General features: G+C 54.1%; 13 protein-coding genes and 1 pseudogene. All 14 read left to right on the plus strand.

The features are described 5' to 3' along the window. Positions 1-2 precede the first annotated feature (2 nt). The gene (cdaA, locus tag ACTQ52_RS04410; protein WP_441226279.1) at positions 3-857 is read left to right on the plus strand and encodes a diadenylate cyclase CdaA; all 855 of its coding nucleotides are present in this window, start codon (positions 3-5) and stop codon (positions 855-857) included. Then, positions 854-2,029: a CdaR family protein gene (locus ACTQ52_RS04415; RefSeq protein ID WP_441226278.1), complete on the plus strand. Its 1,176-nt coding sequence runs from the start codon at positions 854-856 to the stop codon at positions 2,027-2,029. The genes cdaA and ACTQ52_RS04415 overlap by 4 nt, the downstream gene beginning before the upstream one ends. A gap of 20 nt (positions 2,030-2,049) precedes the next feature. Next, the gene (locus tag ACTQ52_RS04420; RefSeq protein ID WP_441981904.1) at positions 2,050-3,474 is read left to right on the plus strand and encodes an O-antigen polymerase; all 1,425 of its coding nucleotides are present in this window, start codon (positions 2,050-2,052) and stop codon (positions 3,472-3,474) included. Next, positions 3,471-4,610 carry a sporulation integral membrane protein YtvI gene (gene ytvI, locus ACTQ52_RS04425; RefSeq protein WP_441981905.1) on the plus strand — a complete coding sequence of 380 codons (1,140 nt, stop codon included), beginning with the start codon at positions 3,471-3,473 and terminating at the stop codon, positions 4,608-4,610. Before ACTQ52_RS04420 ends, ytvI begins: the two co-directional genes overlap by 4 nt. A 181-nt stretch (positions 4,611-4,791) precedes the next feature. Beyond that, positions 4,792-5,244 carry a DUF6465 family protein gene (locus tag ACTQ52_RS04430; protein ID WP_410043010.1) on the plus strand — a complete coding sequence of 151 codons (453 nt, stop codon included), beginning with the start codon at positions 4,792-4,794 and terminating at the stop codon, positions 5,242-5,244. 140 nt (positions 5,245-5,384) lie between these two features. Next, positions 5,385-6,770: an RsmF rRNA methyltransferase first C-terminal domain-containing protein gene (locus ACTQ52_RS04435; protein ID WP_441981906.1), complete on the plus strand. Its 1,386-nt coding sequence runs from the start codon at positions 5,385-5,387 to the stop codon at positions 6,768-6,770. Between the two features lie 347 nt (positions 6,771-7,117). Further along, the gene (locus ACTQ52_RS04440; RefSeq protein WP_410043008.1) at positions 7,118-8,473 is read left to right on the plus strand and encodes a carboxyl transferase domain-containing protein; all 1,356 of its coding nucleotides are present in this window, start codon (positions 7,118-7,120) and stop codon (positions 8,471-8,473) included. Between the two features lie 464 nt (positions 8,474-8,937). Then, positions 8,938-9,180: pseudogene (locus tag ACTQ52_RS04445) on the plus strand (OadG family protein); the annotation flags it as partial. Further along, the gene (locus tag ACTQ52_RS04450) at positions 9,172-9,615 is read left to right on the plus strand and encodes a biotin/lipoyl-containing protein (protein ID WP_441981936.1); all 444 of its coding nucleotides are present in this window, start codon (positions 9,172-9,174) and stop codon (positions 9,613-9,615) included. The pseudogene ACTQ52_RS04445 and the gene ACTQ52_RS04450, both read left to right, overlap by 9 nt. A gap of 38 nt (positions 9,616-9,653) precedes the next feature. After that, complete coding sequence (locus ACTQ52_RS04455) at positions 9,654-10,016, plus strand: biotin/lipoyl-containing protein (protein ID WP_441981907.1); 363 nt, start codon at positions 9,654-9,656, stop codon at positions 10,014-10,016. A gap of 62 nt (positions 10,017-10,078) precedes the next feature. Next, entirely contained in the window at positions 10,079-11,227 is a 1,149-nt protein-coding gene (locus ACTQ52_RS04460) for a sodium ion-translocating decarboxylase subunit beta (RefSeq protein WP_410043006.1), read from the plus strand. 16 nt (positions 11,228-11,243) lie between these two features. Then, complete coding sequence (locus ACTQ52_RS04465; protein WP_410043005.1) at positions 11,244-12,650, plus strand: pyruvate carboxylase subunit B; 1,407 nt, start codon at positions 11,244-11,246, stop codon at positions 12,648-12,650. Positions 12,651-12,978: 328 nt separating this feature from the next. After that, positions 12,979-15,054, plus strand: coding sequence for an SH3 domain-containing protein (locus ACTQ52_RS04470; RefSeq protein WP_441981908.1), 2,076 nt, complete (start codon positions 12,979-12,981; stop codon positions 15,052-15,054). A 123-nt stretch (positions 15,055-15,177) separates the two neighbouring features. Next, positions 15,178-16,788, plus strand: a complete 1,611-nt coding sequence (locus ACTQ52_RS04475; protein ID WP_441981909.1) for a cadherin-like beta sandwich domain-containing protein — start codon at positions 15,178-15,180, stop codon at positions 16,786-16,788. Positions 16,789-16,851 lie beyond the last annotated feature (63 nt).

The following is a 16,851-nucleotide window of genomic DNA, read 5'->3' on the forward strand; positions in this document are numbered from 1 at the left end:
GAATGACAGGAATGATTGAAAAAATGAAAAGCTGGGTGAGCCTCCTGCCACCGATCGGCTATACCAACATCCTCGAGATCATCATCCTCGCGGTGCTCGTATATGAGATCCTTCTCTGGATCAAAAATACGAGAGCCTGGGAGCTGCTCAAGGGTCTGCTGGTCATCGCCGCCTTCATCACTGCAGCGGCGATCCTTCATCTCACGACCATCATGTGGCTGATCGAACGGATCTCAACGGTGGCCATCATCGCGACCGTCGTCATCTTCCAGCCGGAGCTCCGAAAAGCGCTGGAACAGCTCGGCAGCCGGAACTTCATCGCCAATCTGATTCCGGATGACGGGATCGATGACGCCAGTGTGACGACGATCAACGAAATCATCCGTGCGACCTTCGAGATGGCGAAGAAGAAGACCGGAGCACTCATCGTGATCCAGCAGAATCAGCCACTGAAGGAAATCGAAGAGACCGGTATCCGTATCAACGGTATCGTGTCGTCGGCACTGCTGATCAACATCTTCGAGAAGAACACACCGCTGCATGACGGTGCTGTCACGATCGTCGGTGATAAGGTTACGGCCGCGACCTGCTATCTGCCGCTGTCCGATACCGATATCTCGAAGGACTTCGGTACACGTCATCGTGCTGCGCTCGGCATGTCTGAGACGAGTGATGCCGTTACGATCGTGGTCTCGGAGGAGACCGGTCGTGTGTCAGTCGCTGCAAACGGGAAGCTCTGCCGTGCACAGGATGCTGAAGCTCTGCGCTCGATGCTTCCGACGAGAGAGCAGAAGGAGATGGATAAGAATACACGCTTCCGTATCTTCCGTAATACACGAAAGGAAGGCAAAGCATGATAAAACATTTCTTTACGGAAAATCTGCCGCTCAAGGTGCTGAGTCTCCTGATCGCGCTGCTCCTCTGGCTGCTGGTGGTCAATGTCTCGCATCCGGAGGTCACGGATACGAAAACGGTGCCGCTCGAGGTCGAGAATCAGTCGACCTTTGCGGCGCAGAATAAATCCTGGGAAATCGATCGCACGAGTGTGACCATCAGCTACAGTGTCCGCACGAACAGCCGCTCCCTCATCAGTGCGTCGGATTTTCATGCCTACGTGGATCTGAAGGATTACAGCATCACCGGAGCCGTCCCGATCTATGTGGATGTACTGAATGACAAGGACGAGCTGATCGGAGATGTGACGGTCCGTCCGACGGTCACCCGGGTCATCATCGAGGATATCCAGGAAAAGAAATTTGAAATCAAAAATACCGTGCATGGTACACCGAAGAGCGGCTACAAGGTCGCGAATGTGATCGTCAGTCCGGAACATGTCTATCTGAGTGGTCCGCAATCTGAAATCGGCCGCGTGTCCAGTGTCGGAATCGATGTGAATGTAGAAGGCATCGCACAGAACGAGGATGGGGTTGCTGAGCTCGTATACTATGATGCAAATGGAAATCAGCTCTTTGACCTGAAGAACGTCAGTGCGTCGACGAGCTCGATCCACTATGCCGTGACCCTGTATAAGGAGAAGTCCATCAACCTTCTATCCAGTGTCAGAGGCACACCGGCCGCGGGGTATCAGTATGAGTCGACCGCGGTTTCACCAGCGACCGTGAATCTGGCGGCGTCGACCTACATCATTGATGGCATGACGGTGTTCGAGCTTCCGAAGATCGATATCAGCGGTGCCAGCGGAACGAAGACCATCACCTTTAATCTGGCAGACTATCTCCCGGCCGGTGTTATGCTGGCGGAGGATCAGGACGCCGAGGTCAATGTGACGGTCCGCATCGAAAAGATACCGGAGACAGAGGAGACGTCGACCGACAGCGACGAGACCGCTGCGACGACGGCACTCATCTCCGGATCACAGAGTGCGCATACCAGTGAGACTACGGCGGCAGAAGCGAAGCTGCCGGAGAGCAGTGCCCAGGACGGAGATACCGAGCCGGAGGTGACGGGCGCTTCGCATGAGTCGGGCAGTACACATGAAGAAACACTGCTCAGCCAGTCCGGACACTGATCGGAGAATGCATAAATTTCATGAAAACAGAATGGTTTAAACTTGGTATCTATACAGCAGCGTATGTCATGAGCTTCGTGCTGGGAGAGGCGGGTCTTTCCGCCCCTTCCGGTCTGTGCCTGATCTTCGCTGCTGCTTTTTTATATCTTTCAGAGTACCGGAGAACGGCGTATCTGCTGAATCTTCGGGGCCTGCTCGCCCTCGGTCTCCTCGGCGGGGAAGGCATCGCCCGTTTTCAGCTGAGCCGGCTGAGCACCGACTGGACGCTGGAAACCTGGCTTTCGTTCTATCTTTTTTATCTGATTTTTGATCTTTCGGCACAGCACGCCGATCATGCAGGAGCCATCCGATCCGCCCGATCTGGAGACGATGCGGATCGTAGTGCATCCTGCAGCGTGGTACCGGATCCGCTGGCGTCCACAGCTTCTATAGATGTCCGGGATGTAGGTGGGGTGCCCGGTCGCTTGGCGACAGGAGAGAGCGCAGGACCGGATCTTCGTTTCTTTCGGTATGCGATCCTCGGTCTGCTCGGTATTTCCTGGGCGGCGTTTCTTTTTGAGGCGCGGCGGCTCGGCTTCGTACCGCTCTTTACGGTCGATACGCCACATGCCTACAGCTACTTCCATGTAAAGGGTGTGCACTACTTTACGACGCTGGCTGTGCTTACTCCGGCGGTCTCGATGCTGTATCTCGGTGCGCGGCGGAAACACGGACTTCGCCCGGATGTGCTGACACTCCTCGGACTGCTGCTTCCGATCATCCTGACGATCCTGATGGTGTCCCGTTTTCAGTTTATGATTTCGGTGATTCTGGCTGTTTTCGTGGCCTTGCTTTCAGGCCGCCGTTATAAGCTGTGGCAGCTTCTGCTGCTCCTCGCGCTGATGATCGCTGCCTATGTCTTCATCACGATCGAGCGTGCGCATTCCGTCGAGTACCTGAACGGCATCTTCGAGATGAAGGATCCGTCGACCCCGATCTTTATCACCCAGCCGTACATGTACATCGCAAACAACTATGATAATTTTAATGTCATGACCCGTGAGCTGACGGTCCACGCGCATGGACTCCGCATGCTCTATCCGTTTGTGACGCTGAGCGGGATCAAGTTCTTCTTCCCGTCACTGGCGCAGGGCTTTCCGCTCTTCGTGACGAAGGAAGAGCTCACGACCGTCACGATGCTCTATGACGCATGGTATGACTTCGGTCTCAGCGGGATCGCTGTGTTCGCACTCGTGCTCGGCCTCGTTTCAGGGCGGGTCGCACGTACCTGTCGAAAGGATCAGAACCCGTTCTCCGTGCTTCTGTATGCACAGCTCGCTTTCTATTATCTGGTTTCGTTTTTTACCACCTGGTTCAGTAACCCGGCCACCTGGTTTTATCTGGGCATCAGTTTCCTGCTGTACCTCGCGTATGCATGTACTGTGCGAAAAAGGAGAAGAGAATGAAGCGTTATACGCAGCTGATCTTAAATATCCTGGTACCGATCCTGATGATTGCGGCGGTCGTCATCTTCGTTCCGAAGCTGATCATCTTTTTTATCCCGTTTATCATCGGGGCCGTCATCGCATGGATCGCCAATCCGCTGATTCGTTTTCTGAATACGAAAACGAAGCTGATGGAACGGCAGCATGCGTCGGTTGTCATCATCATCTTCATGCTCGTACTGATCGGCGCGATCCTGTATCTCGTCCTCAGCGTAGCTGTCCGTTTCTGCGTCGGCTTCGCAAAGGATCTGCCGGATATGGTGCGGGACCTCGCACAGCTTCTCAGGGAGTTTCTGCTTTCGCACCAGAGTCTGCTGCAGCACCTGTCGCTGAATCTGCCGGGGACGGGAGCGGATGGCGCTGCGGTTATACTGGATCTCAATAAGCTGAACAGCAGCATCGAGGAATCGCTGCTCGGCTTCGTAACGAATATCTCTGCGCCGATCGCCAATGTCTCCATCGGTGCGGTTCGCTCGATTCCGAATGTCCTTGTATATTCGGTCGTAACGATTTTTTCTGCGTACTGCTTCTGTAAGGATGGCGAACACTATGTCGAGCGGGTGAAGGCGTGGATTCCGAAGGAGCTGTTCCGTTACTATGAGCTGCTGAAGGCAGATATACGGAGGATCATCCAGGGCTGGCTGCTGGCACAGTTTAAGATCATGTTTGTCGTCTTCCTCGTGCTGGCGATCGGCTTCCTCCTGCTGCGTGTGCGCTATGCACTTCCGCTTGCTGCATTGACCGCTTTTCTGGACTTCCTGCCGATGCTTGGGGTCGGCTTCATCTTGTGGCCATGGATCGTGCTCGACCTCTTCAGCGGGAATCTGGTGCAGGCGCTCTGGCTCGTCGTGATCTATGTCGCGACCCAGATCGTGCGCCAGTTCATGCAGCCGAAGATCATGGGTGATACGATGGGGCTCTCCCCGTTCCTGACGATTCTGTTCATGTACCTCGGTTACCGCTTCTATGGCTTCGTCGGGCTGATTTTCGCGGTTCCGGTCGGTATGCTCGTGATGTGCTTTTACCGCTATGGCGCCTTTAAGAAGATGACGGCCTCGATCCAGGCACTCTATCGGGACCTGATCTCCTTCCTGTAAACGCATCTCCGGGTATCCGTGTGCAGTGATTTATTCATGGAAAACGTGAGAGAAGTTTTACAGGCAGATCGCGGGATTCATACACGCTTCCCGGCGAATACATTGACAAATCAGATGGTACGAAATATAATTCTTAAAAATTAAATATTTTTTTATAGTTATTTTAGAAGGAGATAATCAAATGGAGAAGAAGACAAAGGCTACAGAAGCAAAGAAGGACGCAGCTCTGAAGGAGTCTTTCACTGAGATCAAGAAGGCTGTAGCAGAGACTGCGAAGGCTGCTGAGAAGAAGGCCGCTCCTGCAAAGGAAGCAGTTAAGGAAGAGGCTCCGAAGAAGGAAGCCGCTCCGAAGAAGACCGCTCCAGTGAAGAAGACAGCTCCAGCAAAGAAGACAGAAGAGAAGAAGCCGGCAGAGAAGACCGCTCCGGCGAAGGCAGAAGTGAAGACAGCTGTTACATTACAGATCGATGGCAGAGATTTCGATCCTGCAAAGATCGTTGCAGACGCACAGAAGGCGGCTGAGAAGATCAAGAAGGATGTCAAGGATGTACATATCTACATCAATGTAAACGATCAGGCTGCATACTTCACCGTCGATGGTGAGGGTAAGCCGGAGTACAGAGTAAACCTGTAATTCAGCATTTCGATCATAGAGAACGATTCATCGAAGGGTGAATCGTTCTTTTTTATATACACAGGATGCCGTTATCTGATAAAATACGAGCGTTGCAACAGGCTGTGATCACAGGAACGAATCATGAGTGAGAGGTGAATATGAAGCAATTACCGGCGGAGTTCTGTACCCGCATGAAAGCCCTTCTTTCCGAAGGGGAATATGACGCATTTCTCGAGAGCTTCGAAAAGCCGGCCGTCCGCGGGCTGAGGCTCAATCTTCATAAGCTGATGGAGCTCGAGGAGAGCGGGAATCCGGAGGCGATCCGCTACGCGAAGCTCGTCGCGGACTGGCATCTCGAGCCCATGCCGGAGAGCAGCAGTATCTCCTTCCGTGGACAGACGATGTATGCGTCCTTCTATCTCGACGACCATTATCTCGAGTCCATCGGTATCCGTCCGGGAAAGCATCCCTATCATGAGGCCGGACTCTACTATATCCAGGGACCGGAGGCGATGCAGGTCGTACAGCATATGCAGATCCGTCCCTTCGACCGGGTGATTGACCTCTGTGCGAGCCCTGGCGGAAAATCAACCCAGGCTGCGGATCTGCTGTCGGGTGATGCCGGTGGCTTCCTGATTTCCAACGAATACGTCGCCCTGCGCGCCCGGACACTGAGCTCAAACATCGAACGTATGGGTATACGCAATGCGGTCGTACTGAACGAGGATACAGGGAAAATTGCAGATCATTTTCCTGAGTTTTTCACGAGGGTGCTCGTGGATGCGCCGTGCTCCGGAGAAGGTATGTTCCGAAAGGATGATACGGCGATCACAGAGTGGTCACCGGAGAATGTCCACATGTGTGCTGAGCGTCAGCGGGAGATCACGGCTAATGCATATCGCATGCTGGCACCGGGCGGTATCCTCGCCTACAGTACCTGTACCTTCGAAAAGGAAGAGGATGAGGATATACGGGATTACCTCCTCAGCTCCTTCCCGGAGTTGAGCCTTCTCTACGAGAAGCGTGTGTGGCCGCACCGTGAGCCTGGGGAGGGACACTATATGGCGATCTTCCGTAAGTCCGGCAGCGATCCGCTGGCCGCACTGGAGAAGACGTATGGTACGTGCATTTCGGGACCGGATCGAGCATTCGAGGAGAAGGACTACCGAAGGCAGCAGGTGAAGGATCAGGGGTACCTCGTACCATCGATGCTGCCGGAGCTTCGTGGCCTGCGCTGTCTCCGTGCCGGCATCCAGTCGGAAATGAGTCTGAAAAACCGAACAGAGCCGGCGCATGCGCTGAGCCATGTGCTTAATCCGGCGGATGTCGCCGGGCTTCGGCAGTTTGATCTCGAACGTTGCAGCTATCCGGCGACCGATCCGCGCATCGACCAGTATCTTCGCGGACTGCAGATCACGGCACCGGAGGGCGTCGACGGAAAGGGCTGGTGCATCGTCTGTGCAGACGGCGTTGCCCTCGGACTCGGGAAGCTGGTGAACGGACAGGTGAAGAATCATTTCCCGAAGGGACTGCGCTTCGTATAAAAAGACACAGCGGGCAGAAAGGAAGCGGCATCTTGCTGCTTCCTTTCTGCCTGGGATTCAGGATAAAAAATAGAACGGTAAAAGCCGCTGAAAATGAAAATAAATTCCATTTCAAAACGTCAAAAATATGTGCCTGTGTTTTGCGAAAAGCCATAATTGTATAAGGAAATCCTTATAAACCCTATATTCTCGGGCTTATAATGTCAGCATTATACCTGATATTACTTTCACGAAGTTTGAAAAAAGCACCCATTTCGGGTTGAATTATAAATGTGCTTCATATACAATATAAACGTCATAAACCGGGGATTTTTCCCCTTGTTTAGATACGAAATGGAGGATAAAAAATGGATAATCAGTCAACATCATCCGCTCTGACGAGAATTCAGTCACTGCTCGATGAATTCAGCTTCGTTGAAGTTGGCCGTCTTGTAGAAGCAAGATCAACAGACTTTAACATGGCTGAGAAGAAGGCACCATCTGACGGTGTTGTTACCGGTTATGGAACCATCGACGGCAACCTCGTGTATGTATATGCACAGGACGCTGCAGTTCTGGGTGGTTCGATCGGTGAGATGCATGCGAGAAAGATCGCCAGCATCTATTCTATGGCCATGAAGAATCAGGCTCCGGTCATCGCTCTTCTCGATTGCACCGGCGTACGTCTCGAGGAGGCAAACGACGCACTTTTCGGTCTCGGCCGTATCTACAAGAAGCAGACGCTCGCCAGTGGTCAGATCCCACAGATCACAGCCATCTTCGGAAACTGTGGTGGCGGACTTACGATTCTCGCTGGTCTTTCCGATTACGTACTGATGGCAGAGGGCGCAAAGGCATATGTCAATGCTCCGGATGCCGTTCTTGGTAACAAGGACGACGCGATCGCACAGGCTGCAAAGCGCGAGGAGTATGGTCTCGTAGACTTCGATGGCACAGAGGATGAGGTATTCGCTCAGATCCGTAAGGTCGTTTCCGTACTTCCGGGCAACTGTGAGGACGGCGGCGTACTCGACGAGTGCACCGATGATCTGAACCGTGCCGTAACCGGCTTCGATACCCTGTCTGCAGACGAGGCTGTACAGCAGCTCGCAGATAACGGTGTATTTATCGAGACCAAGAAGGGCTATTCCCATGATGTCGTAACCGGCTTTGCACAGATCGGTGGCGAGACCGTTGCGATCGTTGCAAACAAGGAGAAGGCACTTACATGGAAGGGCGCAGAGAAGGCAGCCAAGCTGGTTACTTTCGCCAATGCTTATGACCTTCCGGTCATCACGGTCGTTGACGTGACTTCCTATAAGAATACAGAGTGCACAGAGAGCCATATGCCGACCTCTGCTGCCAAGCTTGCATATGCATATGCAAATGCAGATGTTCCGATGATCACCGTTGTAAAGAACGCACTCGGTACAGCGGGCCTCAGCTTCGGTGCAAAGGCACTCGGCGCGGACGTGGTTTATGCATTTAACAGCTCAAAGATCGGTGTTATGGACGCTGCACAGGCTGCAAAGGTAGTCGCTGACGGCGATGCAGAGGCAGAGAAGAAGTTCGCCTCTGAGAATACGGCACTCGCTGCTGCAAAGCGTGGTTATGTCGATGAGATCATCGCTCCGGAGGAGACCAGACAGAGAATCGCAGCTGCTCTTCAGATGCTCGGCTATAAGAGTGTATACAGACCTGACAAGAAGAGTGGCACCGTTTAATGAGAGGAGACAGAATGAAACAGTGGTTTAGAAAAGCTGCTCTCTGTTTTGCTCTTGCACTTTCCGTTCTTACACTGGCAGCTTGCGGAAACTCATCGAAGGACACGGTTGAGCCGATCGAGCCATCCATAAAGTCCGCACTTGAGGAGCAGGCAAAGCAGTATGCGGAGCAGAGCATCTATGCTCTGAGCGATGCTGAGATCGAGTCTCAGATCAAGTCCGCATACAAGACAAAGGATGAAATCACCTATAACGGCCTTACCAATTATCTGAATGATAAGGATCGTCTCGGTGCTTTCGTCAGTGTAGACGATGCAGTTGCATCCAAGACAGAAGATGGCTATTCCATCGTAATTAATTCAACTTTTGAGAAGAGAACCCTGAAGCTTACCCTCGGTCTCAATGAGCTGACCGGTAAGACGACGGAGATGACCTTCGAGCCGTACTACTCACTCGCTGAGCAGATGGAGGATGCAGGCGCGAACCTTGCGGTAGGTATGGGTACCGTCTTCGTAGTTCTCATTTTCATCGCCTGGGTGATCTCCATGTTCAAGTACATCAGTGTATTTGAGAAGAAGATGAAGGGCAAGAAGGCACCGGCAGAGGCACCAAAGGCTGCCGCACCGGCACCGAAGGCCGCAGCTCCAGCTCCGGCTGCAAAGCAGGACGATGTGATGCAGGCGGTTATCGCCGCAGCGATCGCCGCTTATGAGGCAGATACCGCCGGCGCGCAGAATGAGAACGGCTTCGTACCAGGACCGACACTTCAGAATGGTCTCTTCGTACGTCCGCTTCGTTCACGCAGCTTCGCACCAGCCGCTTCCGAAGCCGTAGCTTCCGCACCGGTTGTCACTTCCGTGGCTCCAGCGGCTGCACCAGTCGCAGCTGCCGCTCCGGCTCCGGCCGCAGCACCTGCAGGCGCACAGGGATCCGTAAAGGTGGAGTCCCCGATGCCAGGTAAGATCCTCGCAGTAAAGAAGAGTGTCGGCGACACGGTGAAGAGCGGTGACGTCATCCTCATCCTTGAGGCGATGAAGATGGAGAACGAGATCGTGGCTCCACAGGATGGTACCGTAGCATCGATCAATGTTTCCGTCGGTGATTCCGTAGAGTCCGGCGCAACACTTGCAACATTAAACTGAGATGGGCGATAGCCCTTTAGAATTCGAGAGGTATTAAGATGAAGAAATATACTATTACCGTAAATGGCGTCGCTTATGACGTAACCGTAGAAGAGGGTGGCAGCGTAGCATCTGCACCGAAGGCAGCTGCTCCAGCAGCACCAGCAGCCGCTCCGGCTCCAGCCGCAGCACCTGCAGGCGCACAGGGATCCGTAAAGGTAGAGTCCCCGATGCCAGGTAAGATCCTCGCAGTTAAGAAGAACGTTGGCGATGCTGTAAAGAGCGGTGATGTGATCCTCGTTCTTGAGGCGATGAAGATGGAGAACGATATCGTAGCACCTCAGGATGGCACCGTAGCTTCCATCAACGTTTCTGTTGGTGATTCAGTAGAGTCAGGTGCAACCCTTGCAACTCTGAACTGATCTTTGATCAGATCGTGTCAAGTGTTGATTTGATTTTGCTGTACTGGAGGTTATAAAAACATATGAATATATTAGAAACCTTAACAAACCTGCTCCAGCAGACAGCATTCGTAAGCATGACATGGGGAAATGTGCTGATGATCATCGTCGCATTCGTCTTCCTGTATCTTGCCATCGCTAAGGGCTTCGAGCCACTTCTTCTGGTTCCGATCGCCTTCGGTATGCTGCTCGTCAATATCTATCCGGACATCATGCTGAGCCCGGAGGATTCGATCAATGGAACAGGCGGACTGCTTTGGTACTTCTTCCATCTGGATGAGTGGACGATTCTTCCGTCCCTGATCTTCATGGGTGTAGGCGCACAGACCGACTTCTCCCCGCTGATTGCAAACCCGATCACCTTCCTGCTCGGTGCTGCTGCTCAGTTTGGTATTTATGCCGCTTATTTCATGGCGATTTTCATGGGCTTCAACGGAGCCGCTGCGGCAGCCATCTCCATCATCGGTGGAGCCGATGGACCTACCTCCATCTTCCTGTGCAACAAGCTCGGACAGACCTCTCTGCTCGGACCGATCGCCGTAGCGGCATATTCCTATATGTCCCTCGTTCCGATCATTCAGCCGCCGATCATGAAGGCGCTGACCACCGAGGAGGAGAGAAAGACCAGAATGCCACAGCTTCGTCCGGTATCGAAGCTCGAGCGTATTCTCTTCCCGATCATCGTTACGACCATCGTATGTATCCTTCTTCCGACCACGGCTCCGCTCGTAGGTATGCTGATGCTCGGTAACCTGTTCAAGGAGTCCGGTGTCGTAAAGCAGCTTACAGAGACCGCATCGAACGCGATGATGTATATCGTCGTTATCATGCTCGGTACGTCTGTCGGCGGTGCAACTTCTGCGGAGGCCTTCCTGAACCTGGATACCCTGAAGATCGTTGCACTCGGACTGATTGCCTTCGCATTCGGTACCGCTGCCGGTGTTGTGCTCGGTAAGATCATGTATGTCGTTTCCGGTCATAAGATCAACCCGCTCATCGGTTCTGCCGGTGTATCTGCCGTCCCGATGGCAGCGCGTGTATCCCAGAAGGTGGCTTCTGAGGCGGATCCTACAAACTTCCTGCTTATGCAGGCCATGGGCCCGAACGTAGCAGGTGTTATCGGTACTGCTGTAGCAGCCGGTACCTTCATGGCTGTTTACGGCGTGAAGTAATGAAAGAGGAGATAAAATGGCTAAAGTAAAAATCACTGAGACTGTGCTGCGTGATGCACATCAGTCATTAATTGCAACCCGTATGCCGAGCTCCGAGATGGAGCCGATTCTGGACACCATGGATCAGATCGGTTACAACGCCGTAGAGTGCTGGGGCGGTGCGACCTTCGATTCCTGCCTTCGTTTCCTGAAGGAGGATCCATGGGAGAGACTTCGTATGCTTCGTAAGCACTTCAAGAACACGAAGCTTCAGATGCTCTTCAGAGGTCAGAACATCCTCGGCTACAATCACTATGCAGATGATGTCGTAGAGAACTTCGTAGAGCGTTCCATCGCAAACGGTATCGATATCATCCGTATCTTCGACTGCTTAAACGATATTCGTAACCTCGAGACGGCTGTAAAGGCAACCAAGAAGGAGGGCGGTCACGCGCAGATCGCACTCTGCTATACACTGGGTGATGCGTATACCCTCGAGTACTGGGAGAACCTCGCACGTGATGTTGAGTCTCTCGGCGCAGATTCCCTCTGTATCAAGGATATGGCAGGCCTTCTGCTTCCGCAGGCAGGCTATGACCTCGTGAAGGCACTCAAGAAGGGAACATCCCTTCCGATCGAGATCCACACCCATTACACCTCCGGTATGGCTTCCATGACCTACCTCAAGTGCGTAGAGGCGGGTGCAGATATCATCGATACCGCTTCCACTCCGTTCGCTCTTGGTACTTCTCAGCCTTCTACCGACGTTATGGTAAAGGCGTTTGAGGGTACAGAATACGATACTGGTATCGATGTAAACAAGCTCATCGAGGTTTCCAAGTACTTCGAGCCGTATCGTGAGGAGTGCCTGAAGTCTGGGCTTATGTCCACGAAGGTGCTTGGCGTTAATGTCAACACCCTTCGTTATCAGGTTCCGGGCGGTATGCTCAGTAACCTCATCTCTCAGCTTGACAAGGCTGGCCAGATCGATAAGCTGAACGCCGTTCTCGAGGAAGTTCCGAGAGTTCGTAAGGACTTCGGTGAGCCACCTCTCGTAACCCCGTCTTCTCAGATCGTGGGTACACAGGCGGTGATGAACGTCCTGACCGGCGAGCGCTATAAGATGGTTCCGAAGGAGTCTCATAAGCTCGTTGCCGGTGAGTTCGGCCGTACCGTAAAGCCGATGGATCCGGAGATGATGAAGAAGGTTCTGAAGCCAGGTGAGACCCAGATGACCGACCGTCCTGCAGATCATATCGCTCCGCAGATGGCTCAGTTCACCGAGGAGACCAAGAAGCTCGTGAAGAACCCGACACCGGAGGACGTACTTGATTATGCTCTGTTCCCGGCTGTAGCGAAGGATTTCTTTGCTTACCGTGACGCACAGCAGACCGGCTTCGCCGCAACCGCTGGTGACAAGGAGAACAAGGCGTATCCAGTTTGATCTGAACTGATTTATCCTTTCCATATCGAAGCCCCGGACCGAAAGGTCCGGGGCTTCTTTTGTCTATCATTCTGGCGTAGGGGTCCGGATTTCCTGACAAATTCTTTACAAAAACTGATCGCTTATATTAATAATTCGTTTTGCGATTGAAGCATGCTGCAGAAATCGATATACTGTAGAGGTGATTTTGGGCGTTTTCGTCCGTTTTTCGAACGCCTCGAAGTACGAGACTGGATCGAAAAGCCTGGAAGTGATGCCTACGTGCGGACAGAAGAACATCCGCCTAGCACTTCTTTTTACGTAATCTATAGTAATGGAGCATATATTCATGAAAAAACATAAAACGAAATCCCTTCAGCACAGCGTCGGTACGGCACTGCTTTCGCTCTGCCTTCTGCTGACACCGGCCGGTACTGCGCTGAATGCACTTCCTTCTGCCTATGCGGCACAGGCGGCGGTCATCCGCGGGACGAACGTCAATGTCCGTTCGTCCGCCAGTACCTCGAGCCAGCTGCTGACCTCCCTCGGAAACAACACAACGGTCTCGATTCTGAATCAGACGACGGGCAGTGATGGCAAGGTCTGGTATCAGATTTCAGCCGGCGGAGTGACCGGTTACGTTCGTTCGGATCTCGTGTCTACGCAGAGCGTGGCCTATACCACGGATGCAAATTTCGAGGCGTACCTCGCACAGCAGGGCTTCCCGGAAAGCTACAAGGCTGGACTTCGGACGCTGCATGCACAGCATCCGACCTGGATCTTCAATGCCGTACAGACCGGTCTCGACTGGAATACCGCCGTCGCTTCCGAGCTGCAGGGTACCTCGAGTCTGGTCGAAACCGGATCGAAATCCTCCTGGAAGTCGACCGACGCCGGGAAGTTTGACTGGACGAGCTCGACCTGGCCTGGCTTCGATGGCGCGACCTGGGTCGGCGCATCGCGGGAAATCGTCGCCTATTTTATGGATCCACGTAATTTCCTGGATGACAGCTATGTCTTCCAGTTCGCGGTGCATGATTACAATGCAGAGCTTCAGACGATCGATGGACTCCGATCCATGCTGCAGGGTACCTTCCTCAGTGGGCAGGTCGCGATCGATGCTTCGAGTCCGCTCTATGCGGCGGCGGTCGCAGCACAGGGACTGAGTGCGTCCACGAACGCGGTGGGTGGTCAGACGGTGACGGACGCCGGCAGTGGCACAACGACACAGACGGGCAGCGGAGAGTCCCTGCTCGGCTATGAAGGACCGGGAGCCAAGAGCGCGGCCAATGCCTCCAGCGATACACAGGCGCCAGCCGGGACAACAGCCATTACCGCCACGAATGTGCTCGAGGGCACGGATTCGATGTCGACGAGCGTGATGCCAGGCACCAGCGGTCCGGGCATGGGGAACGCCGCGATGGGGACGACGAACGCAACGAACATGATGGGCGGCACCGTGACCGTTTCGTATGCCGACATCCTCATGGAGGCAGCGGAGCAGTCGAAGGTGAGCCCGTACATGCTCGCAGCGATGATCCTCCAGGAGCAGGGCAGTAAGGGTACATCCGGCTCGATCTCCGGAGCGACCGGCTACTATAATTATTTCAATGTCGGTGCCTATGCGGCGAACGGTATGACCGCGGTCGAGCGTGGCCTCTGGTATGCTGCGCAGTCCGGCAGCTATAACCGTCCATGGAATACACCGGAGAAGGCCATCGTGGGTGGTGCGCTCTTCTATGCACAGAACTACCTCTCGGCCGGACAGAATACGCTGTATCTCAAGCGCTTCAACGTCCAGGGCTCCAATATGTTCAAGCATCAGTACATGACGAACACCGCCGGAGCCGCTGAGGAGGGCAAGAACCTCGGGAAGGCCTACACCGACACGATGCGTGCCGGGATCCTCGTTTTCAACATCCCGGTTTATAACGGCATGCCGGAGACTCCGTGTCCGATGCCGACGAAGGATGGCAACCCGAACAACAAGCTGCAGTATCTCGCGGTCGATGGCTTCACCCTGACCCCGAGCTTCAACCTCGATACGACATCCTATACGCTCGTCGTCGATCCGTCCGTACAGATGGTCAATGTCTCTGCCGTGGCTTATCACAGCGCTGCACAGATCAGCGGTGCCGGACAGATCCTGCTGGATACGCCGACGAAGGTCGTGACGATCACCGTGACCGCACAGAACGGGGATCAGCGGAACTATCAGATCACGATCAGCCAGTCCGCAGGCGGACAGCTTGGAAATACGCTGCAGATGGGCATGACCGGCAGCAGCGATGTCAGCCTCCAGACGGGTACGTCGATGCCGGGGATGACGACGACCGTAACGGGTGCACAGACACCGGCGGTCGGCGTGAGCCCGACCGGAACCGTCGTGACGGATGTGGTTGCGGGAACAAACGGCCCGATGTAAAATAAAAGCATGTGGTAAACAGCTGGGCAGCGGAGGATGCTGCCCGGCTTCGCCATATGTTCCGTCCGCCGCTGTGAAGGCGGCATGATCTACGATGATAATCCACTTAAGATAGAGGTACGCATGAAACGTTTTTCATATTTCATAACAACCGTTCTTTTCACACTGCTTTTATCGATGCAGGCACTTGCGTCGAGCGCGGCCATCACCTTCTCGGACCCGAGCGTCACGGTCGGGTCGGATGTCAATGTCACGATGAAGGTGTCGAGTGGCGAGACGACGCTGGCCCGTGCCGACGTGACCCTCGCCTATGATGCGAATCTGCTTGAGTTTGTCAGTGGTACAGACGCATCGGGAGGCGCCGGCACCGTACGTATCAATGGCGGCACCAATGGCAGCGGCACCGGAACCCTCGAGTATAATCTGAAGTTCCATACCCTGTCTGCCGGCACCGCTACCCTGACGATTCAGAATTACAACATCTACGATGCCGATGAGAGCTTCGCAGAGCTCGAGCACCAGGGCTCGTCCACCGTGACGATCAGCTCGGCAGCCGCCGCATCGACGAATACACAGCTGTCGTCGCTCGTGGTTTCACCAGGCACCCTGAGCCCGGCATTTTCAGCCGATACGACCAGCTATTCACTGATCGTCGGTACAGAGGTTGATACCCTGGCAATCAATGCGATCGCCGCAGACAGCACCGCCTCCGTTCAGGTGAGTGGCAATGAGCAGTTAAGCATGGGCGAGAATACCGTGACGATCACAGTGACGGCCGCCGATGGTACGAGCCAGGCGGTTTATACACTGGACGTTACGAAGCAGGAGGGTGGACCGAATGTCGGTGATACGACGACCGCAACGACGAACGAGGGTGTAAAGCTCAGCGCAAAGGATAAGACCATCACCATCATGAATCCGGGCTCCGATGTCGAGATTCCGGAGGGCTTCGCAGAAAGCACGATCGACATCGACGGGCATCAGGTGAAGGGCTGGGTATGGAAGCTCGATACCGATCACCAGTACTGCATCGTGTATGGCATGAACGAGGCGGGCGAGCTGAATTTCTACCGCTATGACCTGACGGAGAAGACCATCCAGCGCTATTTCGAGGATCCGGTCGAGCAGCAGCTGAAGGCGGATGCAGAACAGTACCCTGAGCTGGTATCCCGCTATGACGCACTGGTTCGTCAGTATAATCATATGTTCATCCTGACCTGTATCCTGGCGGTGGCTGTCCTGGGCCTGCTGGTATTTGTGATCGTACTCGTCACCAGACGTCATGATGGTCAGGGAAGCAGCACGGTTCGACGCATGAATGCGTCTGAAAAGAACCGTGTGAAGCCGGTCTCCATCGAGGATGAGGGTATGGATGCCGTCGGAGCTGAGACTACCTCACTGGAGGAGACGATCCCGCTTCATAAGCTCGGAGAGCTTCCGAAGCGAAGCACAGACCTTCCGGACGACCGTGATACGGAGGAAAGCGAGCTCGATGCAACACGCGTCCTGAAGCCGGAAGACCGTGCTGCGATCTCGGGCAGCGATGCTTCCGAGCGCACGCATGGCCTCGATATCGAGGACCTCGACGACGTCGATGAGCCGACGATCGCACTCCATGATCTCGGTGGCGTGCAGCACGCACCGACGGAGCCGGAGGAGGAGAAGGAGGATCTCGAGCACACAAGAGCCTTCCAGATGCCGAAGGATCCCGGACTGGATATCGAGGATCTTTAAATCATAAGAGCAGAAGGAGAGCCTGCAGCTGAAGCTGCAGGCTCTCCTTCTTAAATCAAGATT

Origin of the sequence: Oribacterium sp. Sow4_G1_1 (genome assembly GCF_052116105.1) — a bacterium.
Classification (GTDB): Bacteria; Bacillota; Clostridia; order Lachnospirales; family Lachnospiraceae; genus Oribacterium.